Genomic DNA, 19,615 nt, shown 5'->3' on the forward strand with positions numbered 1-19,615 from the left:
AGAATTTGATACACGCTGATACGGCTCATCCGGCTGCGTCAGCAGTTGCTCGGCGCCCTGATCCACCTCTCGCCCCCCGTCGCGTCCCCGACCACCGGCTCATCCCTGTAAACGCCTGGTCCCATCTGCGGGTTCCCGACGCCAACGGATACAGTCACGCCCAGGCAACCACGGGGACAGGAGAGGGTCATTACCGGCAACCGGCAGACGAGCTGGGCGTTCGCCGACGCCTTTGTCGCCGAGGACGAAGCGCTGCGCTGGGCCCGCGACCGGGCCCGCGAGGCAGGGCTGCGCTCGGTGTCGCCCAGCACGGGCGCCGCGCTGAGACTGCTCGCCGCCTCCGTGGACGCGAAGGCGGTCGCGGAGATCGGCACGGGCTGCGGAGTGTCCGGGATCCATCTGCTGCACGGGATGCGGCCGGACGGGGTGCTCACCACGGTGGACCCGGAGCCGGACCACCAGCAGTTCGCCCGGCAGGCGTTCCGTGTCTGCGGCTTCGCCAGCAACCGGGCCCGGTTCATCCCCGGCCGTGCGCTGGACGTGCTGCCGCGTCTCGCCGACGCCGGCTACGACCTCGTCTTCTGCGACGGTGACCGGCTGGAGTACCCGGACTACCTCGCCGAATCGTTGCGCCTGCTGCGGCCCGGCGGCCTGGTGGTCTTCGAGGGCGTCTTCGCCAACGGCCGTACGGTCGACTCCGGGCCGCAGCCTACCGAGGTGCTGCGGCTGCGCGAGCTGCTGCGCACCGTCCGGGAGAGCCAGGAGCTGGTCTCCTCGCTGCTGCCGGTGGGCGACGGCCTGCTGTGCGCCGTCAAGCGCTGAAGTCCGCAGGTGGGGTGGGGGAACGCGGCTGCCCCGACACCGCGTACGATGCCGGGGCAGCCGGTAGGACAGGATGACTGGGACGTCAGACGACGACCTTCTTGAGGGCGTCGCCGAGCGCCTCGGCCTCGTCAGGGGTCAGCTCGACGACGAGTCGACCGCCGCCTTCGAGCGGAACGCGCATGACGATGCCCCGCCCCTCCTTGGTCACCTCGAGCGGGCCATCGCCCGTCCGCGGCTTCATGGCCGCCATGCTCGTTCCCCTTCCTGAAACCAGCTCATCGTCTGCCGACGCCCCCGCGAGGGCATCCGCCATCCATAACGGACACGCGACACCGGCATCGAACACATTGCTTCCCAGCCATTATCCCGCATCGCAGGACCCGATGACCAACATCGGTCGGCATCGCTTGGGCAACGCGCGCGAGCAAAACCACCCAATTCGGCGATGTGACTGCGATACTTCGCCACCGCGCGAAGATCTGCCGAGCGGATCCGCTCACGTTTTCTTTGACGCAGGTCACACGTCGGGTCCGGCTCCTGGGCGGCGATCTCCGCCATGCTGTCCTCAGACAGGTGCGTACTGAGCGGTACGTCACCAGCCGCGACACCGGAGGGGATCCGCCATGGCCGACACCGTGCTCTACGAGGTGAGCGACGGACTCGCGACGATCACGCTGAACCGCCCCGAGGCGATGAACGCGCTGAACATCGCCACCAAGGCCGCTCTCCGGGAGGCGGCGGAATCCGCGGCCTCCGACGCGGCCGTCCGGGCGATTCTGCTGACCGCGGCCGGGGACCGGGCGTTCTGCGTGGGCCAGGACCTCAAGGAGCACATCGGGCTGCTGGCCAGTGACCGGGAGACCGGGTCCGGGCAGACGATGAGCACGGTCAAGCAGCACTACAACCCGATCGTGCGGGCGCTCGCCGGGGCGTCGAAGCCGGTGGTCGCGGCGGTGAACGGCGTCGCGGCCGGGGCGGGGTTCGGTTTCGCGCTCACCGCGGACTACCGCGTCGTGGCCGACACCGCCTCCTTCAACACGTCGTTCGCGGGCGTGGCCCTCACCGCCGACTCCGGCATCTCCTGGACGCTGCCCCGGGTGATCGGCCCGAGCCGCGCCGCCGACCTGCTGCTGTTCCCGCGCAGCATCAGCGCGCAGGACGCGCTGGAGCTGGGGATCGCCAACCGGGTCGTACCGGCGGCCGAACTGCGCGCCGAGGCCGAGAAGGTGGCGCGGGCGCTGGCCGAGGGGCCGACGGTGGCGTACGCGGCGATCAAGGAGGCGGTGGCCTACGGGCTGACGCACTCGCTGGAGGAGACACTGGAGAAGGAGGACGAGCTCCAGACGCGGGCGGGGCAGTCCGAGGACCACGCGATCGCCGTGCAGGCGTTCGTGAACAAGGAGAAGCCCAAGTACCTGGGCCGCTGAGTCCGGGCGGCAGAGGCTGCACGGCCCCCGCGCCCCCTACGGGGCGCTGCGGGCCACGCAGGCTGCCAGGTGGTCGTCGACCAGGCCGCAGGCCTGCATCAGCGCGTACGCGGTCGTCGGGCCCACGAACCTGAGCCCCCGCTTCTTCAGGGCCTTGGAGAGGGCCGTCGACTCCACAGTCACCGCCGGGACGTCGGCGAGGGTCTGCGGGGCCGGGCGGGTGGCCGGGTCGGGGGCGTGGGACCAGATCAGGTCGTCCAGGTCGCCCTCGGCCCAGTCGGCGAGCACGCGCGCGTTGGCGAGGGTCGCGTCGATCTTGGCCCGGTTGCGGATGATGCCCGGGTCGGCCAGCAGGCGCTCGCGGTCGCTGTCGGTGAAGGCGGCGACCTTCTCGATGCGGAAGCCGGCGAAGGCCGCGCGGAAGCCGGGGCGGCGGCGCAGGATCGTGATCCAGGACAGGCCCGACTGGAAGGCCTCCAGGCTGAGCCGCTCGAAGAGGGCGTCGTCGCCGTGGACCGGGCGGCCCCACTCCTCGTCGTGGTACGCCACGTAGTCGTCGGTGGACAGGGCCCAGGGGCAGCGCAGGGCGCCGTCCGGCCCGGCGACGGCCGCTCCGGTGGTCATCGCTGCCCCTCCGCGCCCTCGGCCCTGTCCGGGCGGGCGTGGTGGACGTGCGCGGCGGCGGCTCTGGCGCCGGCCAGCGCGGACTCCAGCTCGGCGATGCGGGCGTCCCGCTCCGCCAGTTCGGCGGCGAGCCGGCCGAGGGCGTCGTCGACGTCGGCCATGCGGTAGCCGCGCGGGGCGAGCGGGAAACGCAGGCTCTCCACGTCCGCGCCGCTCACCGGGCGGTCCGCGGGCAGCGGGTCCTGGAGCCGCTCCGGCGCCACCTCGGGCAGCGGGGCACTCTCGCCACCGCCCACCACGGCGAGGGTCACCGCGGCGACCACGACGGCCAGCGCGACGACCAGGAACAAGAACATCACCATCGCCTTAGGGTCCCCACGCTCGTTACCGGCCGCTGTGCCGGAAGCCGAATCTGTCAGGCTCCGATCGTGCCATGCGAGTCTGACAGTTAGGGTCACAGGCGGCCGTACTGCGGAACGTACTAGGAGAGGTCACAGCGGATGCTCAGGCTGGGCAGGCGGGAATTCGGGCCGCACGAGCCGGTGATCATGGCGATCGTGAACCGGACGCCGGATTCCTTCTACGACCAAGGAGCCACCTTCCGCGACGAGCCGGCCCTCGCACGCGTGGAGCAGGCGGTGGCCGAGGGCGCCGCGATCATCGACATCGGCGGGGTGAAGGCCGGGCCCGGCGAAGAGGTCTCGGCGCAGGAGGAGGCGCGCCGCACGGTCGGGTTCGTCGCGGAGGTGCGGCGCCGGTTCCCCGACGTGATCATCAGCGTGGACACCTGGCGGGCCGAGGTCGGCGAGGCCGTGTGCGAGGCGGGCGCGGATCTGCTGAACGACGCGTGGGGCGGGGTCGACCCGGGGCTCGCCGAGGTCGCGGCCCGGTACGGGGCGGGGCTGGTGTGCACCCACGCGGGGGGTGTGGAGCCGCGGACGCGTCCGCACCGGGTGACGTACGACGACGTCGTGGCCGACATCCTCCGGGTGACCCTCGGGCTGGCCGAGCGCGCGGTGGCGCTCGGGGTGCCGCGGGAGTCCGTGCTGATCGACCCCGGGCACGACTTCGGGAAGAACACGCGGCACAGCCTGGAGGCGACGCGGCGGCTGGACGAGATGGTGGCCACGGGGTGGCCGGTGCTGGTGTCGCTGTCGAACAAGGACTTCGTGGGCGAGACGCTGGACCGGCCGGTGAAGGAACGGCTGATCGGTACGTTGGCGACGACCGCGGTTTCCGCGTGGCTCGGGGCGCAGGTGTACCGGGTGCACGAGGTGGCCGAGACCCGGCAGGTGCTGGAGATGGTCGCGTCCATCGCCGGCCACCGGGTCCCTGCCGTGGCTCGCCGGGGTCTGGCCTAGGAACCGGGGGGGTCCGCATGCCGGACCCCCCCGTTCGCCGGAAACGGCTGGATCTAGCGGGCCGCCTCCTTGGAGACCAGGGCGACCGCCTCGTCCACATCGTCCGTGACGTGGAACAGCAGGAGGTCCTTCTCCGCGGCCTTGCCCTGGGCCACCAGCGTGTTCTTCAGCCAGTCGACCAGGCCTCCCCAGTACGCGCTGCCGAAGAGGACGATCGGGAAGCGGGTGACCTTCTGGGTCTGGACCAGGGTGAGGGCCTCGAAGAGTTCGTCGAGCGTGCCGAGGCCGCCGGGGAGGACCACGAAACCCTGCGCGTACTTCACGAACATCATCTTGCGGACGAAGAAGTACCGGAAGTTCAGCCCGATGTCGACGTAGGGGTTCAGCCCCTGCTCGAAGGGCAGCTCGATGCCGAGGCCGACCGAGATGCCGCCCGCCTCGCACGCCCCCTTGTTGGCGGCCTCCATGGCGCCCGGGCCGCCGCCCGTGATGACCGCCCAGCCGGCCTGCACCAGCCCGCGGCCGAGCCGCACCCCGGCGTCGTACTCCGGCGAGTCCACCGGCGTCCGCGCCGAGCCGAACACGCTGATGGCGGGCGGGAGTTCGGCGAGCGTGCCGAAGCCCTCGATGAACTCCGACTGGATGCGCAGGACCCGCCAGGGGTCGGTGTGCACCCAGTCCGTGGGGGCACGCTCGTCCAGCAGCCGCTGGTCCGTCGTACTGGCCGTCACCTGGCCCCGCCGTCGGAGGACCGGTCCGAGCCGCTGCTCGTCCGGCGGCTGCTTCTTCCCCTCGGGGTTTCCGGTAGCCATGTGCGCTCCCTCCGCTTGCCGGTAGTTCGATCTCAGACTAGATCCACGCGCGTTACGGAGGGGGGACCTGCGCATGTCCGGCGTGCGCCGGTGCCGTCCGGAGGTCTAGGCGGTGAGCCAGTTCCGCAGCCGCTCCTCGCCCGCGAGGATCTTCGCCGTCTCGACCCGCTCGTCGCGCTTGTGGGCCAAGAGCGGGTTGCCGGGGCCGTAGTTGACCGCGGGGACGCCCAGCGCGGAGAAACGGGAGACGTCCGTCCAGCCGTACTTGGGCTTCGGCGTGCCGCCCACCGCCTCGATGAAGGCCACGGCGGCCGGGTGGGAGAGGCCGGGCAGCGCGCCGGGGCTGTGGTCGTCGACCACGAACTCCTCCACACCGCAGTCGGCGAACACCTCGCGGACGTGCGCGATCGCCTCCTCCTCGGTGCGGTCGGGGGCGTACCGGAAGTTGACCGTGACCACGCACTCGTCCGGGATGACGTTCCCGGCCACTCCCCCGCTGATGCCCACCGCGTTCAGGCCCTCGCGGTACTCCAGGCCGTCGATGACCGGCCGCCGGGCCTCGTAGGAGGCGAGGCGGGCCAGGATCGGGGCCGCCGCGTGGATGGCGTTGGAGCCCATCCAGCCGCGCGCCGAGTGGGCCCGCTCGCCCTTGGTCCTCAGCAGCACCCGCAGCGTGCCCTGGCAGCCGCCCTCCACCTCGCCGTCGGAGGGCTCCAGCAGGACCGCGAAGTCACCGGCCAGCCAGTCCGGGTGGGCCTCGGCGACGTGCCCGAGGCCGTTGAGGTGGGCGGCGACCTCCTCGTTGTCGTAGAAGACGAAGGTCAGGTCGCGGTTGGGGGCGGGGACCGTGGCCGCGATGCGCAGCTGCACCGCCACGCCCGACTTCATGTCGCAGGTGCCGCAGCCCCACAGCACGCCGTCCGCATCGAGCCGCGAGGGCACGTTGTCCGCGATCGGCACGGTGTCGATGTGACCGGCCAGGATCACGCGCTCGGCGCGGCCCAGGTTCGTGCGGGCGACCACGTTGTTGCCGTGGCGGTCGACCGTCAGGTGCGGCAGGGCGCGCAGGGCGGTCTCGACGGCGTCCGCGAGGGGCTTCTCGGTGCCGCTCTCGGACGGGAAGTCCACGAGCTGCGCGGTGAGCGCGGCGGCGTCCAGCGTGAGATCAAGCGAGGTGTCGGCCATGGTCACGACCCTAGCGCGCCGCCCCGGCCGGGCCGGAGCGGTCGTCCGGGGCGGCCTTTGCGGACCCCCGGCGAGGGGCCGGCGGGGCTCCAGTACCTTGTACGCGTGTCAGAGCCGTCCCCCACCCGTCCCAAGCGCCACGGTCGTCTCCTGCGTGTCTGCGCGGCCCTGTTGGTCCTGTGCGGCGTCGTCGCGTACCTCGTGGTGCAGTACGTCACCGGAGGCGGCGGGGCGCGCGGCTGCACGGTGGTCTCGGCCTCCGGTGACGGGGCGTCGTACGAGTTCACGCCCGAGCAGGCGGTGAACGCGGCGACCATCGCCGCCGTCGGCACCGGGCGCGGGATGCCCGAACGGGCCGTGACGATCGCGCTGGCGACCGCGCTGCAGGAGTCGGGGCTGCGCAACATCGGGCACGGCGACCGGGACTCGCTGGGCCTGTTCCAGCAGCGGCCCTCGCAGGGCTGGGGCACCAAGCGGCAGATCATGGACCCGGCGTACGCGGCGGGCATCTTCTACGCGCACCTGGCGAAGGTGCCGGACTACCCGGATCTGCCGCTGACGGTGGCCGCGCAGCGGGTGCAGCGCAGCGGCTACCCGGAGGCGTACGCGAAGCACGAGCCGGACGCCGCGCTGCTCGCCGCGGCCCTGACCGGGCGGGCGGCGGCCACCCTGACCTGCGACGGGCGCCCGCGGCGCACGGCCTCGGCGACGGGTCCGGACGCGGTGCGGGAGGCGCTGGTACGGGACTTCGGGCGGGACGCGCTCCAGGAGACCGGTGCGGTGGTGGGCGGGACGCCCGTGCCGTCGCCGTCCCCGTCGCCGAGCGTGACCGCGACCGCGCGCGGCCGGACGGTGACGGTTCCGGTGCCGGAGGGCACGCGGCGGGACGGGACCGGGCGCGGCGAGCGGGAGCGGGGCTGGCAGCTCGCGCAGTGGGCGGTCGCCAATGCCTCGGCGCTGCACATCGAGCGGGTGGCGTACGCGGGGCGGGTGTGGACCGCGGGGAGCAACAGCGACGCGTGGCGGACGGCCGCTTCGCAGGGGGCCGGCGGGGCGGAGAAGTCCGTGGGCGCGGTCCGGATCGTGGCCGGACAGTAGTACGGGCTTTCACTCCGGCGGGTTGTGCGGCGCGGGACCGTCCGGCGGCGGGGCGGGTGACGTACCGGGCGCGCATTCCGCTGGAAATCAAGGGACGGAAGGATTCTGCGTATCCCTCTGCGAACGTTCTTTGCCCGTTTTTATCCACACCCGATAATGCGATGCGTTATCCATTCTTTACCTGGGGCGTCCGCAACCTTCGCGGGCTTCGAGCGGTAGTCACGGCGTCCGAGCCGGACACGGACTCGGGCACACACCGTTTTCTCCCGTCGAATGGAGCATCATGACCCTCCCTCTGACCCGTCGGATCGCCCGTGCCGCGCTGCTCGTCGCAGCGGGAGCGGCTGCCGGGGTCGGTGCGGCCGGCTCCGCCGGAGCGGCCACGAATCTGCCGGCGGCCACCCCGAACCTGGGCGGTCTGACCGCCCTGGACGGGGCGCACGTCGGCAACACCGTCGACGGTGTTGCCGACAGCGTCACCTCGGTCGCGGGTGACACGGGCGGCAAGGCGGTCAAGCAGGCGGTGTCGGCCGCGGGCAAGACCGGCGGCGGTGCCCTGAAGAAGGCGGCGCCCGCGGCGCAGAAGACCGCGGGGGACGCGGCCGGGACCGCGGGGGGTGTCCTGGGGGACGCCGCCTCCGGTGCCGCGAAGAGCGGGCTGCCGGCGGTCTCGCTCACCAAGGGCGGGCTGCCGACGTCGTCGCTGCCGACCAAGGGCCTGCCGCTGGGCGGCTGAGCCCCGCTGTCGCCTCCGACGGGGTCCGGGATTCCTTCCCGGGCCCCGTCGGCCTGTCAGAGGCGGGAGACCGCTGCTCGGACTCGTTCGTCCGTCGCTGTGAAGGCCACGCGGATGTGGTTCCTGCCTGCCTCGCCGTAGAAGTCACCCGGGGCCACCAGGATGCCGCGGGCGGCGAGGTCGGCGACCGTCGTCCAGCAGGACTCGTCCCGGGTGGCCCACAGGTAGAGGCTGGCCTCGCTGTGCTCGATGCGGAAGCCGTTGGCGAGGAGGGCCGCACGGAGGGCCTCGCGGCGGGCCGCGTAGCGCTCGCGCTGCTCGTGCACGTGGGCGTCGTCGCCGAGCGCGGCCACGACCGCGGCCTGGGTCGGCGCGGAGGTCATCATGCCGCCGTGCTTGCGGATCTCCAGCAGCGGGCCCAGGACGGCCGGGTCGCCGGCGACGAAGGCCGCCCGGTAGCCCGCCAGGTTGGACCGCTTGGACAGGGAGTGGACGGCGACGATGCCGTCGTGGGAGCCGCCGTTGACGTCCGGGTGCAGGACCGAGACCGGGTCGGCCTCCCAGCCCAGCTCCAGGTAGCACTCGTCGGAGAAGACGAGGACGTCGTGGGCGCGGGCCCAGGCGACGATGTCCCTCAGCTCCTGCTTGCCGAGGACCTTGCCCGTCGGGTTGGACGGGGTGTTCAGCCAGAGCAGCTTCAGACCGGCCGGGTCCAGGTCGCGCGGGTCGTCGTAGACCTCGTACTCCGCGCGGGCCAGGCGGGCGCCGACCTCGTAGGTGGGGTAGGCCAGGCGCGGGTAGGCGACCTTGTCGCCGGGGCCGAGGCCGAGCTGGGTCGGCAGCCAGGCCACCAGTTCCTTGGAGCCGACGACCGGCAGCACGTGGCGGTGGGTGACCCCGCGGGCGCCCAGGCGGCGCTCCAGCCAGCCGGTGATCGCGTCGCGCAGGGCGGGGGTGCCCCAGACGGTCGGGTAGCCCGGTGAGTCGGCCGCGTCGATGAGGGCCTTCTGGACCAGCTCGGGGACCGGGTCGACCGGGGTGCCGACGGAGAGGTCGACGATGCCGTCCGGGTGGGCCTCGGCCGTCTTCTTGTACGGGGCCAGCTTGTCCCACGGGAAGGTGGGCAGGCGGTCGGAGACTGCGGACACGGGAATCAGGCTCGCTTTCGTACGGTGCGGCAAACGCCTCGGTCCCGTACGGCGGTGATCGGGACGATCGGGCCGTACGGGACCGAGGCGGCGCTGTATGGCGGCCGCTTGGCGCTCAGACGGTCACTCGCCCTGCGGCGGCAGCGCGGCGACGAAGGGGTGGTCGCGCTCGATCAGCCCCAGCTTGCTGGCACCGCCGGGCGAGCCCAGCTCGTCGAAGAACTCGACGTTCGCCTTGTAGTAGTCCTTCCACTCCTCCGGGACGTCGTCCTCGTAGAAGATCGCCTCGACCGGGCAGACCGGCTCACAGGCACCACAGTCGACGCATTCGTCCGGGTGGATGTACAAGGACCGCTGGCCCTCGTAGATGCAGTCGACCGGGCACTCCTCGATGCACGCCTTGTCCTTCACGTCGACACAAGGCTGCGCGATGACGTAGGTCACGCTGTCGTTCCTCCTCGATAGGGCGCTGGCGGGCCTCCTCAGGCTCCGCCGCCTGGCGCGCGGGAGCGCGGCGTCGTCGATGCCCGCCCCTAGTATCTCCGTTCCGGGCCATGATCCGAACAGGAGGGGTGAACTGACCAGTGGAAATCTCGGCGAAAGGACGCCTGGAGGTCCGAATCACCCCTGCTGACGTGGGCAAACGGGTCTCCGTACGGCGCTTGGGCGAACCCGGTACCGGATCGGAGAAGTTCACCGACACGGTGGGTGTTCTCACATCATGGGACGGCGGCGTGCTCATGATCACACGGCGGGACGGTGAAACGGTCCGAATCCCGGAGAACACGCTGGTGGCGGGCAAAGTGGTGCCCGCGGCGCCGGCGCGGCGGAGGGGGCCCGCCGCCACGTACCCGGAACTCGCGCACATCGCCGCGCGCGCGTGGCGGCCGGTGGAGAGCGAGCGGCTGGGCGAGTGGGAGCTGCGGGCCGCCGGCGGGTTCACGCGCCGGGCCAACAGTGTGCTGCCGCTCGGTGATCCCGGTCTGCCGCTCGACGCGGCCCTGGCGGCCGTGCGCCGCTGGTACGGCGAGCGCGGCCTGCCCGCCTACGTGCAGACCGCGACCGGCGCCGAGGGCACGCAGGAGCTGCTGTGCGCGGAGCTGGAACGGCGCGGCTGGGTGCGCGAGGTGACCGCCGAGCTGTGGACCGGGGCGCTGGCGCCGGTCGCGGACCGGGCCGAGGGCGCGGGAGTGGTCCTGTCCCGGACGGCGGACGAGGCGTGGCTCGCGCGGTACCGGCGCAAGGGGGTGGGCGAGGTGGCCCTGCGGGTGGTTGCCAGCGGGCCCTCGGTGTGGTTCGCGTCGGTGCCCGCTGCCGGGGAGGGCGAGCCGCCGGCGGCGATCGGCCGGTGTGTCGTGGACGGGCGGTGGGCCGGGTTCGCCGCGGTCGAGGTGGCCCCCGGGCGGCGGCGGCAGGGGCTGGCCACCGAGGTGATGGCCGCGCTGGCCCGGCGCGCGCTGGACGAGGGCGCCTCGGCTGCCTGGCTCCAGGTGGAGACGGACAACGAGGGCGGCCGGGCCCTGTACCGCGCCCTCGGCTTCCTGCCGCACCACGCCTGTCACCACTACCGGGCCCCTGAGAAGCCCGGCGGCCGGGAGGCGGACGAAGAGACAGGCACCGACTTGCCCGAGGGGCCGGAGGCATCCGCCCGCTCGGGGTGTCCGTAGAACGCGCCGTGGAAGGGCATGAGCCTGGCATGAGTCACCCGTATCTGCCGCCCCCGTACCCGCCCCCGCCGGAACGCTCCGCCGAGCTGCGGCGGCGGTTCGCCGAGGAGGCCCGGGGCGAGCGGCCGGACGTGTCGGCGCTGTGCCTGCTGATCGGCGCGGAGACGGACGGCTCGCTGGACGAGACCGGCATCGACGCCGCGCAGGTGGAGCTGGACCGGCTGGCGGGCGAGCTGCCGTACCGGCCGGACGGGCCGCGCGCGTGGGCGGAGGCCGTACGCCGGCTGCTCGGCGCCCGCTACGAGTTCCACGGGACGCCGGGCGACTACCAGCGGCTGGAGTCCTCGCTGCTGCACGAGGTGCTGCGGCGGCGGCGCGGGCTGCCGATCCTGCTGTCGGTGGTGTGGCTGGAGGTCGCGCGCCGGGCGGGCGCCCCGGTGTACGGGGTCGCGCTGCCCGGGCACTTCGTGGTCGGGTTCGGCACGGCGGCCGAGCAGGTGCTGGCCGATCCGTTCGACGGGGGCCGGGTGCTGACCGGGACGGACGCCGAGTTGCTGGTGGCGGGTGCGACGGGTGCGCCGCTGCACCCCTCGATGCTGGAGCCGGCGCCGCCCCTGGACGTCGTACAGCGCATCCTGAACAACATCCGGGCGTGGGCGGCGGCGCGGCCCGAGCGGTCCGATGTCGCGCTGCGGGCCGTGGAGTTGGCGCTGCTCATCCCCTCACACCCGGCGCGGCTGCGCTACGAGCGGGGGCAACTGCTGGTGCAGCGCGGTCAGTTCGTCGCCGGCGCGGAGGAGCTGGAGCACTACGCCGACCTGATCGAGGTGGTGGACGAGTCGGCCGCGCGCAGGGTGCGGCAGGAGGCGGGTACGGCGCGGGCCAAGCTCAACTGAGCCCGGCGGTCAGAGCCATCCCTTGTCGCGGGCGATGCGTACCGCCTCGGCCCGGTTGCGAGCCGCCAGTTTCTGGATGGCGGTGGAGAGGTAGTTGCGGACCGTGCCCTGGGAGAGGTGGAGGGTCTGGGCCAGTTCGGCGTTGGTGGAGCCGTCGGCCGCCGCGCGGAGCACCTCGCGTTCGCGCTCGGTGAGCGGGTTCGCGCCCTCGGCGAGCGCGGCGGCGGCCAGCGTGGGGTCGATGACCCGCTCGCCGGCCAGTACCTTGCGGATCGCCTCGGCGAGCTGGGCGGCCGGGGCGTCCTTGACGAGGAAGGCGTCGGCGCCCGCCTCCATGGCGCTGCGCAGGTAGCCGGGCCGGCCGAAGGTGGTGAGGACGACCAGCTTGACCCGCGGGAACTCCCGGTGCACCCGGGCCGCGGCCTCGATGCCGGTGCAGCCGGGCATCTCGATGTCGAGCAGCGCGACGTCCACGCCGTGCGTGCCGACGGCCGCGAGCACCTCGTCGCCGCGCGCGACCTGGGCGACGACCTCGATGTCGTCCTCCAGACCGAGCAGCGCGGCCAGCGCCTCGCGGACCATCGACTGGTCCTCGGCGAGGAGGACCTTGATCATGCTCGTCATGCCCCGGATCCTACGTCCGCCCCGGCGGCCGTGGGCACGCGGGCGACCAGCCGGAAGCCATGCCGGACCCGGCCCGCCTCCAGGGTGCCGCCGGCCTTCTCCAGGCGCTCGGTCAGCCCGGTCAGTCCGTTGCCGGGCCCCTTCCCGGAGCCCCCGCTCCCGTCGTCCTCGACGCAGAGTTCGAGCACCGGCCCGTCCAGGGTCTGGCGGCGCAGCAGACGGACGGCGCAGCGGCCGGCGCCGCTGTGCCGGACCACGTTGGTGACCGCCTCGCGCAGCGCCCAGGCGAGCGCGGACTCGGCCTCCTCGGGGACGTCGGTGAGGTCGGGTTCGGCGGGAATCTCGGCGACGACCCCGGCGGCGCTCAGGGCGACCTGGGCACCGGCGAGTTCGGCGGCGAGCCGGGGCCGCCGGTAGCCGGTGACGGCCTCCCGGACGTCGACCAGGGCCTGCCGGCTGACCTGTTCGATGTCGGCGACCTGCTGGGCGGCCTTGTCGGGGTGGTCGGGCAGCATCCGGCCGGCCAGCTCGCTCTTCAGCGTGATCAGCGACAGCGAGTGGCCGAGCAGGTCGTGCAGGTCCCGGGCGAGGCGCAGGCGCTCCTCGTTGGCGGCGAGCTGGGCGACGGTCGCCCGGGCCTTGCGCAACTCGATGGTGGTCCGCACGAGTTGGCCGACTCCGGTCATCGCGAACCCGATCAGCACCACCAGGAACAGCAGACCGCGGGCCTCCTTCTCGTCCGAGTGCAGGCCGACGAGGTACATCGCCAGGGCGGAGGCCGGGATGGCCCAGTAGGCCGCCCGCAGCGGCAGGGTGGCCCCCCAGGCGACCGACAGGTAGACGAAGAGGCCCAGCCAGGCGCTGCCGAGGGTGTACGCCAGTACGGGGGCGAGGACGCCGAGGATCCCGCCCAGCGTGAGCACGACGCGCGGGGAGAACGGCCGGCCGATGTTGCGGAAGACCAGCGTCAGATAGACCCCGACGAAGACGGCGAGGCCGAGCGAGCCGGCCACGGTCGCGGCGGTGCCGTGTCCGCCGTTGACCAGGTCCTCGACCGGCGCGCTGAGGAAGACCAGCCAGACCCCGATCCACAGCGTCTTGACCAGCAGCTCGCGCCGGGTGCGGGGCGGCCAGCCCAAGGGGGTCTGCTTCGGCATCCCGGTCCGGTCCTCCGTCATCGTGCTCACGCCTTCAGCGTGTCCTTCCGGTACAGCCAGGCCGCACCGCCCGCGAAGAGGACGAAGTAGACGGCGAGGACGGCGATGTCCGCCGCGTGCGGGGCCTGGCTCTGCTCGATCGCCCGTCCCAGGGCAGCGTACGCGTGCGTGGGCAGCCACTTGGCGATGTCCTGCAGGACCTGCGGGAAGGTGGTGGACGGCATCCACAGGCCGCCGAGGATCGACAGACCGAAGTAGACGATCATCGTGATCGGGCGGACCGCGTCCCCGGAGGCGAGGTAGCCGATGGCGACGCCGAGCGCGGCGAAGACGAGGCTGCCGGCCCAGATGACCCCGGTGAGCGCGAGCCACTGCCAGGCGTCCAGGCGTACGTGCTTGATCCCGGCGGCGACGGCGAACACGACGACGATGGCCGGCAGGCTCACCACGGCGGCGCTCGCGGTCTTGGCGAGGACGTAGCCGCGCCCGGGCAGCGGGGTCAGCCGCAGCTGCCGTACCCAGCCGCTCTCGCGTTCCTTGGCGATGCGCTCGCTGTTGCCCATCAGGACGGCGGTCAGGGCGCCGAAGGAGGCCATGGAGACCATCAGGTAGGTGGCGACGGTCAGGTCGCTGCCGTCGACCTTCCCGGCCGAGCCGGCGCTGCTGGAGAAGATCAGGTAGATGATCGAGGGGTACAGGACCGAGAAGAACAGGAACTTTTTGTTCCGAAGGGCGCGGGCCAGTTCGAGCTTGATCAGGGCGTTCACGACTGCTTGGCCTCCTCGGCCTCCGTGATGGCGACGAAGGCCTGCTCCAGACCGAGCCCGGCGACTTCGAGATTGCGGGGGTAGACACCGAGGCCGTACAGGGCGTGCACGGTCGCGTCGGCGTCGGACGACTGGATACGGACCGTCTGGCCCGACACGTCGAGGGACGTCAGGAACGGCAGGCCGCGCAGGGCGCCGTCCTCGATCTCGCCCGCCAGGTCGAAGGAGATCCGCCGCGCGCCCGCCTTGGCCTTGATCTCGGCCGCGGTGCCGTCGGCGAGCAGCCGTCCCCGGTGCAGCACGAGCACCCGGTCGGCGATGGCGTCGGCCTCTTCCAGGTAGTGGGTGGCGAAGAGGACCGTACGGCCCTGGTCGGCCTGTTCCCGCATGGTGGCCCAGAAGGCCTGGCGGGCGGAGACGTCCATGCCGGTGGTCGGCTCGTCCAGGATGATCAGGTCGCTGTCGCCGGCGGTGGCGAGGGCGAACCGGACCCGCTGCGCCTGGCCGCCGGAGAGCTTGTCGACCTTGCGGTCGGCGATCTGGGTGACCCCGGCGCGGGCCAGCACGTCGGACACCGGGTACGGCCGCGGGTGCAGCGAGCAGGCCAGCCGGACCAGTTCGGTCACGGTGACCCCGTCCATCAGGCCGCCGCTCTGCAGCATGGCGCCGACCCGGCCGGCGACGATCGCCTCGCGCGGGCCGGTGCCGAACAGGCTCACCGTGCCGCTGTCGGCGTGCTTGAGCCCGAGGAGCAGGTCCAGGGTGGTGGACTTGCCGGCCCCGTTCGGGCCGAGGAGGGCGACGGTCTCGCCCGGGTACAGCCGGAGCGAGAGGCCGTCGACGGCCCGCACGCTCCCGTACGTCTTGGTCACCTGGTCGAACCCGACCACCGGGGTGGTGGCGGGCGCCGCTGTCGTCGTCATGCGTCCATGCTGGCCGGAGCGACGGCGGCCCCGGCAGTGTCGGCGGTCCTGGGTGCCGGATGACAGATGTCATGCGGGACGGGCGGCGGACACGGCGAGGGGGCGCCCCTCCGGGAAGGGCGCCCCCTGGAAACGGCCAGCTAGCTGGGGTTGGTGTCGATGACCCCGACCCGCTCCGCGGCCGTCCTGCCGCGCAGCGCCTTGCGCAGTGCGGCGACGACGTCCTGCGGCAGTACGCCCCGCTTCCCGGTCGCGGTCTGGATCTGCACCCCGTCGAAGGTGCTGCCGTACGCGTCCTTGAGCGCCTTGAGGTCGTACGTGTCCACGAGCTTGCCGTCGACGGGCTTGAAGCCGATGATCTTCGGCAGCGAGACCGGGCCGAACGGGATGCTGTGTGTCGCATCGGTCTGCACCCGGACCAGGCCGGACATCGCGGGCTTCGCGAAGTCCTTCAGCACCCGGTCGACCTCGGCGTTCGACACCGTCGGCTGCTTGGTGGTGGTGGGCACGGTGACCGGGGGCGCGGCGCCCTGCTCCACCAGCGTGCGGTAGGCCTGTTCGACCGCGTTGGTCGAGCGGCCGGCGTCGATGGCCTTGCCCGCCTTGCCGTAGACGGCCACGGCTTTGCCGGACTCGAACTTGATGGTGCCGTCGGTGACCGAGCCGGCGCCGCCGCCGGCCTGCTGGAGGGCGGCCTGCAGCTTCTCCTCGTCCACCGGCATGACCGGCTGGACCACGCGCTTCTGCCCGAAGAGGGAGCCGACGACGTGCATCGGGTTGTAGTCGCTCTTCGCGGCCTCGCTCACGGTGGCCTGGAAGTCGAACTGCAGCCCCGCGTTCTCCGGCGTCAGGGTGACCGTGTTGCCGCCCACGGACAGCTTCAGCGGCTTGTTCACCCGGCTGCCGAAGGCGTCGTCCAGCTTCTTGACGGCGTCGTCGCGGGTGCCGCCGCCGATGTCGACACCGAGCACGGTGGTGCCCTTGGGCACGTCGGTGTGGTTCATCAGCAGGCCGGCGCCGTAGGCACCGCCGGCGACGACGACCACGCCGACGGCGAGCAGCATCAGCTTGCTGCGGCCCTTCTTCTTCGGCTTGCCCGCCGCCTTGGGCGCGGCCGCCGGCTGGGGCTTGGGCGCCGCGGGCGCCGCCGGGCCGTCGGGGTGGGAGCCGAACGGGGTGTTCCCCGGGGCCGGGACGACCGGGATGCCGCTGGTGACGGTGTGTCCGGAGACGTTGTCGGCGGCCGGGGAGCGGTAGCCGGGCGGGCCCGGCTCCGGGGCCGGCTTCTGCGGGGTCAGGATCGCGGTGTCGTCGCTGAGCCCGCCACCGGGGCCACGGCCCGCCGGACCGGCCGCCGGACCGCCGGGGCCGTCGAGGTCGGCGATGTCGGCGAGCGCGCTGCGGCCGGACGGGGTGCCGTAACCGGCGCGGGAGGAGCCGTCGAAGGGCTCGCCCGGCCCTGCACCGAGGCCGCCCGCGGCCGGCGGGACGAGGGTGCCGTCGCCGGTGACCGGGCCGCTGGTGGGACCGGCCGGGCCCTGCGGGCCGCCGGGTCCGCCGTGGCCACCGGATCCGTTGTAGCCGCTGGCGCCGCCGTGCCCGTGGGCACCGCCCGCCGCACCGCCGTAGCCGTCGTGCCCGGGGGCCGCGGCCGCACCGCCGCCGAAGCCCTGGCCGCCGGCGCCCGCCGCACCGGGGCCGAAGCCGTCCTGGCCGGCGTTGCCGGCGTTGTCCACTTGGTCCGCGTGGTCCGAGAAGTACGGCAGGTCGTCGCGGCGGGACTCGCCGGAGCCGGGGCGGGAACCGCCGCCCAGCGGGCCCGCGGTCAGCGCCTCGGTCACGTCGAAGGAGCCGGTGCCGCCGCCGTGTCCCGGGGCGACGGGGCCGCCGGTGGCGCCGGTGGCGCCGGGCAGGCCCTTGCCGTTCGTACCGCCGGAGCGGGAGCCGCCCGGCACGCTCATGGCGCCGACCACACCGCCGGGACGGCCGCCGCCGGGGCGTGCGCCGGTGGTACCCGCCGCGCCGGACGCCACCGGACCACCCGTACGGCCGCCCGGCGCGCCGGTGGAGGCGGCGGGAGCGGCGGAACCGCCGGGGATCCCGGCGCCGTTCGTGCCGCCGCCGCCCGGACCGCCCTTGGGGGCCGAGGACTTGCGGGGCGCGAACCAGTCGCTGGTCTTCTCCTCCGCCGGGGCCGCGGACTCGGCCGGGGCCTCGGCGGCGGCGGAGCCGGCGGGCGTCCGGTCGGCGGCGGGCCGCGGCTCGGCGGCGGGCGCCTCGTCCCCGGAGCCCTCGCCGTCCCCGACGGGCGTGCGCAGGACGACGGGCGGGATGGGCCGGGAACCGGGGATGTTGATCCGGATCCGGGTCGTCAGCGTGGTCTCGGTCTTCTTCTCCTCCGGCCGCGTGCCCGAACGGCCCGCGCCCGTACCGTCGTCGGAAACCATGGGGGTCCCGTACGGCGGCGTGCCGGAGGGGTATGCGGCTCCGCCGCGCCCGTTGGGCCCGGAGGACGGAGTGTCAGTTTCACGACTCAAGGCAGGTTCTCCCAGTTGGCTCCACCGCCCGTGACGACCTCACTGCGGGCGGCTCGGCGGCGCGCACCACCATACTGGCCACTTCTGGCGCTTATCCCATGACCGCCGAGGAAACCCACACCGGACTCGCACGCGCGCCGCACGGCGAAGTGGTACGTCACTTGGCAAGTCGGGCGGCGCCGCCGCGGGGTTGCCGCCCGGCGCCGACGGTGGCGCAGATCACAGCGAGGGCCATGCCGCCGAGCAGGAAGAGATAGGAACCGCCGCCCGCGCCGAAGAGGAAGTCACCCTCGGGCCGCGTGGTGGTGAGCAGGATGACGGCGACGATCCAGCCCGCCGCCGGCGCGACCGCTCCGCCCCGGCTCGCGGTGGCGTACGCGCCGCCCAGGAAGAGCCCGGCGGCGCCGGCGAGGGCGAGCAGCAGCCCGCCGGGGAACCAGGCGGCCTGCACCAGGGCCCCGGCGAGGCCCACGAGCGCACCGAGCAGGAACAGGCCGACGAGGGCGGCGGCCCGGCCGGCGGAGGGCGGGCGCAGCGGCTGGGCGAGCAGGGAGCCGTTTCCGCCGTCGCTCATGACGCCTCCCCGGGGCCGAGGCCGGCGAACAGGTCGGTCTCGCCGGGCTGCCCGGGGCCGCGCACCAACTCGTAGTACTCGGTGGTGAACAGCGGCTGGGCGAGTGCGTTGGAGAGCGCGAAGCAGGGCTCGGCCACCTCGATCTGGGTGGCGTGGGCGCGCATCGCGGCGGCCTTGGCGGCGGCGTACGCGGTGCCGTCGATCGTGGTGGTGATCCGCTCGTCGTCCACCACGCCGGGTACGTCGTCCACGGAGGCACTCTTGTCGAACGGCAGTGCGGACAGCTCGTCCTGGAGGCGGGCGAAGGCGGCGTCGGCGACGGAGCGCGGGACGCGGTTCCAGTACACCTTGGCGATGCGGTGGCCGCGTTCGGCCGCGAGGTCGACCGCGCGCATGGCGACGCGGTGGGCCTGGATGTGGTCCGGGTGCCCGTAGCCGCCGTTGTCGTCGTACGTCACGAGGACCTGCGGGCGGACCTCCAGGACGACCTCGGCGAGCCGGCCGGCCGCCTCGTCGACGTCGGCCTGCCAGAAGCAGCCGGGGTCGGCGTTCTCGGCCAGGCCCATCATCCCGGAGTCGCCGTACCGCCCGGCGCCGCCGAGCAGCCGGACGTCCCGGACCCCGAGCGCGGCCGCGGCCGCGGCCAGCTCCCCGCGCCGGTGCGCACCCAGCGCCGGGCCCGTCAGGTGCCGCAGCTCCGGCGGGATGACCTCGCCCCGCTCCCCCAGGGTGCAGGTGACCAGGGTCACGTGGGCACCCTCGGCCGCGTACCTGGCCATGGTCGCGCCGTTGTTGATCGACTCGTCGTCCGGGTGCGCGTGCACCAGGAGAAGACGCCGGGAGGGCAGTTCCGTCATGGGAACCACCCTACGAGGTCCCCGCACCGGCCCCCGGGACGGCGGCCGTCAGAACTTGATGCTGCCGATCATGCTGGCGACGTTGGTCGTCAGCTCGCTGATCGTGGGAGCGACGGTCGAGGAGGCGAGATAGAAGCCGAGCAGGATGCAGACGACGGCATGGCCGCCCTTCAGCCCTGACTTCTTGATCAGCAGGAAGACGATGATCGCCAGCAGCACCACCGCCGAAATCGAGAGTGCCACGGCGGCTCACCTCCAAAGATCCCAGGGACGCGGGTTCTAGATCAGTTGAGCAAATCCATGCAGACGCCAGCAGGTTCTACCCACTCTGCGGTAGTGATCATAACTATCCGTGCTCGCGCATCGGTCGGCGCACAGCCGCACAAGGGGGCGCATG

Annotated in this window: 22 protein-coding genes; 7 read left to right on the forward strand and 15 right to left on the reverse strand. The window is 73.2% G+C overall.

Annotation, left to right across the window (positions count from 1 at the left end; all coding sequences use genetic code 11):
* The first annotated feature begins 123 nt into the window (after positions 1-123).
* Positions 124-822, forward strand: a complete 699-nt coding sequence (locus tag ACIP4Y_RS14735; RefSeq protein WP_279577657.1) for an O-methyltransferase — start codon at positions 124-126, stop codon at positions 820-822.
* An 85-nt stretch (positions 823-907) separates the two neighbouring features.
* Here ACIP4Y_RS14735 and ACIP4Y_RS14740 read toward each other — a convergent pair whose 3' ends face one another.
* Positions 908-1,075, reverse strand: a complete 168-nt coding sequence (locus tag ACIP4Y_RS14740) for a DUF3117 domain-containing protein (protein ID WP_018544333.1) — start codon at positions 1,073-1,075, stop codon at positions 908-910.
* Between the two features lie 373 nt (positions 1,076-1,448).
* Between ACIP4Y_RS14740 and ACIP4Y_RS14745 the strand changes: the two genes are divergently transcribed.
* A complete protein-coding gene (locus ACIP4Y_RS14745; RefSeq protein ID WP_401392623.1) occupies positions 1,449-2,252 on the forward strand; it encodes an enoyl-CoA hydratase/isomerase family protein in 804 nt (267 codons plus the stop codon).
* A gap of 36 nt (positions 2,253-2,288) precedes the next feature.
* Here the strand turns inward: ACIP4Y_RS14745 and ACIP4Y_RS14750 are convergent, their stop codons facing one another.
* Together ACIP4Y_RS14750 and ACIP4Y_RS14755 are read right to left on the reverse strand one after the other, a co-directional pair.
* On the reverse strand, positions 2,289-2,876 hold the full coding sequence (locus tag ACIP4Y_RS14750) for a DNA-3-methyladenine glycosylase I (RefSeq protein WP_401392626.1): 588 nt from the start codon (positions 2,874-2,876) through the stop codon (positions 2,289-2,291).
* A complete protein-coding gene (locus ACIP4Y_RS14755) occupies positions 2,873-3,238 on the reverse strand; it encodes a DivIVA domain-containing protein (RefSeq protein ID WP_358639078.1) in 366 nt (121 codons plus the stop codon). The genes ACIP4Y_RS14750 and ACIP4Y_RS14755 overlap by 4 nt, the downstream gene beginning before the upstream one ends.
* Before the next feature lie 138 nt (positions 3,239-3,376).
* Here ACIP4Y_RS14755 and folP point away from each other — a divergent pair, with 138 nt between their 5' ends.
* The gene (gene folP / locus ACIP4Y_RS14760) at positions 3,377-4,237 is read left to right on the forward strand and encodes a dihydropteroate synthase (protein ID WP_401392629.1); all 861 of its coding nucleotides are present in this window, start codon (positions 3,377-3,379) and stop codon (positions 4,235-4,237) included.
* Between the two features lie 53 nt (positions 4,238-4,290).
* Here folP and ACIP4Y_RS14765 read toward each other — a convergent pair whose 3' ends face one another.
* Together ACIP4Y_RS14765 and dapE are read right to left on the reverse strand one after the other, a co-directional pair.
* Positions 4,291-5,049, reverse strand: coding sequence for a TIGR00730 family Rossman fold protein (locus ACIP4Y_RS14765; protein ID WP_358639082.1), 759 nt, complete (start codon positions 5,047-5,049; stop codon positions 4,291-4,293).
* A 105-nt stretch (positions 5,050-5,154) separates the two neighbouring features.
* Positions 5,155-6,234: a succinyl-diaminopimelate desuccinylase gene (dapE, locus tag ACIP4Y_RS14770; protein ID WP_358639084.1), complete on the reverse strand. Its 1,080-nt coding sequence runs from the start codon at positions 6,232-6,234 to the stop codon at positions 5,155-5,157.
* Positions 6,235-6,339: 105 nt separating this feature from the next.
* Here dapE and ACIP4Y_RS14775 point away from each other — a divergent pair, with 105 nt between their 5' ends.
* Together ACIP4Y_RS14775 and ACIP4Y_RS14780 are read left to right on the forward strand one after the other, a co-directional pair.
* Positions 6,340-7,332: a heavy metal transporter gene (locus ACIP4Y_RS14775; RefSeq protein ID WP_401392634.1), complete on the forward strand. Its 993-nt coding sequence runs from the start codon at positions 6,340-6,342 to the stop codon at positions 7,330-7,332.
* Positions 7,333-7,615: 283 nt separating this feature from the next.
* Positions 7,616-8,068 carry an ATP-binding protein gene (locus ACIP4Y_RS14780; RefSeq protein WP_358639087.1) on the forward strand — a complete coding sequence of 151 codons (453 nt, stop codon included), beginning with the start codon at positions 7,616-7,618 and terminating at the stop codon, positions 8,066-8,068.
* A gap of 56 nt (positions 8,069-8,124) precedes the next feature.
* Here ACIP4Y_RS14780 and ACIP4Y_RS14785 read toward each other — a convergent pair whose 3' ends face one another.
* Together ACIP4Y_RS14785 and fdxA are read right to left on the reverse strand one after the other, a co-directional pair.
* Positions 8,125-9,216: a bifunctional succinyldiaminopimelate transaminase/glutamate-prephenate aminotransferase gene (locus tag ACIP4Y_RS14785; protein WP_401392637.1), complete on the reverse strand. Its 1,092-nt coding sequence runs from the start codon at positions 9,214-9,216 to the stop codon at positions 8,125-8,127.
* A 123-nt stretch (positions 9,217-9,339) separates the two neighbouring features.
* Positions 9,340-9,660 carry a ferredoxin gene (fdxA, locus tag ACIP4Y_RS14790; protein ID WP_014674796.1) on the reverse strand — a complete coding sequence of 107 codons (321 nt, stop codon included), beginning with the start codon at positions 9,658-9,660 and terminating at the stop codon, positions 9,340-9,342.
* A gap of 140 nt (positions 9,661-9,800) precedes the next feature.
* On the opposite strand from fdxA, the gene ACIP4Y_RS14795 reads away from it, so the two are divergent.
* Positions 9,801-10,883 (forward strand): GNAT family N-acetyltransferase, encoded by a 1,083-nt coding sequence (locus ACIP4Y_RS14795; RefSeq protein ID WP_401392641.1) that lies wholly within the window; start codon positions 9,801-9,803, stop codon positions 10,881-10,883.
* A 29-nt stretch (positions 10,884-10,912) separates the two neighbouring features.
* Positions 10,913-11,779, forward strand: coding sequence for a tetratricopeptide repeat protein (locus ACIP4Y_RS14800; protein WP_401392643.1), 867 nt, complete (start codon positions 10,913-10,915; stop codon positions 11,777-11,779).
* Between the two features lie 9 nt (positions 11,780-11,788).
* Here ACIP4Y_RS14800 and ACIP4Y_RS14805 read toward each other — a convergent pair whose 3' ends face one another.
* From ACIP4Y_RS14805 to ACIP4Y_RS14840, 8 genes are all read right to left on the reverse strand, one after another.
* Positions 11,789-12,403 (reverse strand): response regulator transcription factor, encoded by a 615-nt coding sequence (locus ACIP4Y_RS14805; RefSeq protein ID WP_401392646.1) that lies wholly within the window; start codon positions 12,401-12,403, stop codon positions 11,789-11,791.
* Positions 12,400-13,581 (reverse strand): sensor histidine kinase, encoded by a 1,182-nt coding sequence (locus tag ACIP4Y_RS14810; protein WP_401393894.1) that lies wholly within the window; start codon positions 13,579-13,581, stop codon positions 12,400-12,402. The genes ACIP4Y_RS14805 and ACIP4Y_RS14810 overlap by 4 nt, the downstream gene beginning before the upstream one ends.
* A 5-nt stretch (positions 13,582-13,586) precedes the next feature.
* The gene (locus ACIP4Y_RS14815) at positions 13,587-14,327 is read right to left on the reverse strand and encodes an ABC transporter permease (protein WP_358639099.1); all 741 of its coding nucleotides are present in this window, start codon (positions 14,325-14,327) and stop codon (positions 13,587-13,589) included.
* The gene (locus ACIP4Y_RS14820; protein WP_401392649.1) at positions 14,324-15,250 is read right to left on the reverse strand and encodes an ABC transporter ATP-binding protein; all 927 of its coding nucleotides are present in this window, start codon (positions 15,248-15,250) and stop codon (positions 14,324-14,326) included. Before ACIP4Y_RS14820 ends, ACIP4Y_RS14815 begins: the two co-directional genes overlap by 4 nt.
* A 140-nt stretch (positions 15,251-15,390) precedes the next feature.
* Entirely contained in the window at positions 15,391-17,787 is a 2,397-nt protein-coding gene (locus ACIP4Y_RS14825; RefSeq protein WP_401392652.1) for a hypothetical protein, read from the reverse strand.
* A 157-nt stretch (positions 17,788-17,944) separates the two neighbouring features.
* Complete coding sequence (locus ACIP4Y_RS14830; protein WP_401392655.1) at positions 17,945-18,361, reverse strand: DUF6113 family protein; 417 nt, start codon at positions 18,359-18,361, stop codon at positions 17,945-17,947.
* On the reverse strand, positions 18,358-19,218 hold the full coding sequence (gene mshB / locus ACIP4Y_RS14835) for an N-acetyl-1-D-myo-inositol-2-amino-2-deoxy-alpha-D-glucopyranoside deacetylase (RefSeq protein WP_401392658.1): 861 nt from the start codon (positions 19,216-19,218) through the stop codon (positions 18,358-18,360). The genes ACIP4Y_RS14830 and mshB overlap by 4 nt, the downstream gene beginning before the upstream one ends.
* 48 nt (positions 19,219-19,266) lie before the next feature.
* Positions 19,267-19,461 carry a hypothetical protein gene (locus ACIP4Y_RS14840; RefSeq protein WP_030649813.1) on the reverse strand — a complete coding sequence of 65 codons (195 nt, stop codon included), beginning with the start codon at positions 19,459-19,461 and terminating at the stop codon, positions 19,267-19,269.
* Positions 19,462-19,615 lie beyond the last annotated feature (154 nt).

It is taken from the genome of Streptomyces sp. NPDC088810, assembly GCF_044750305.1.
Classification (GTDB): domain Bacteria; phylum Actinomycetota; class Actinomycetes; order Streptomycetales; family Streptomycetaceae; genus Streptomyces.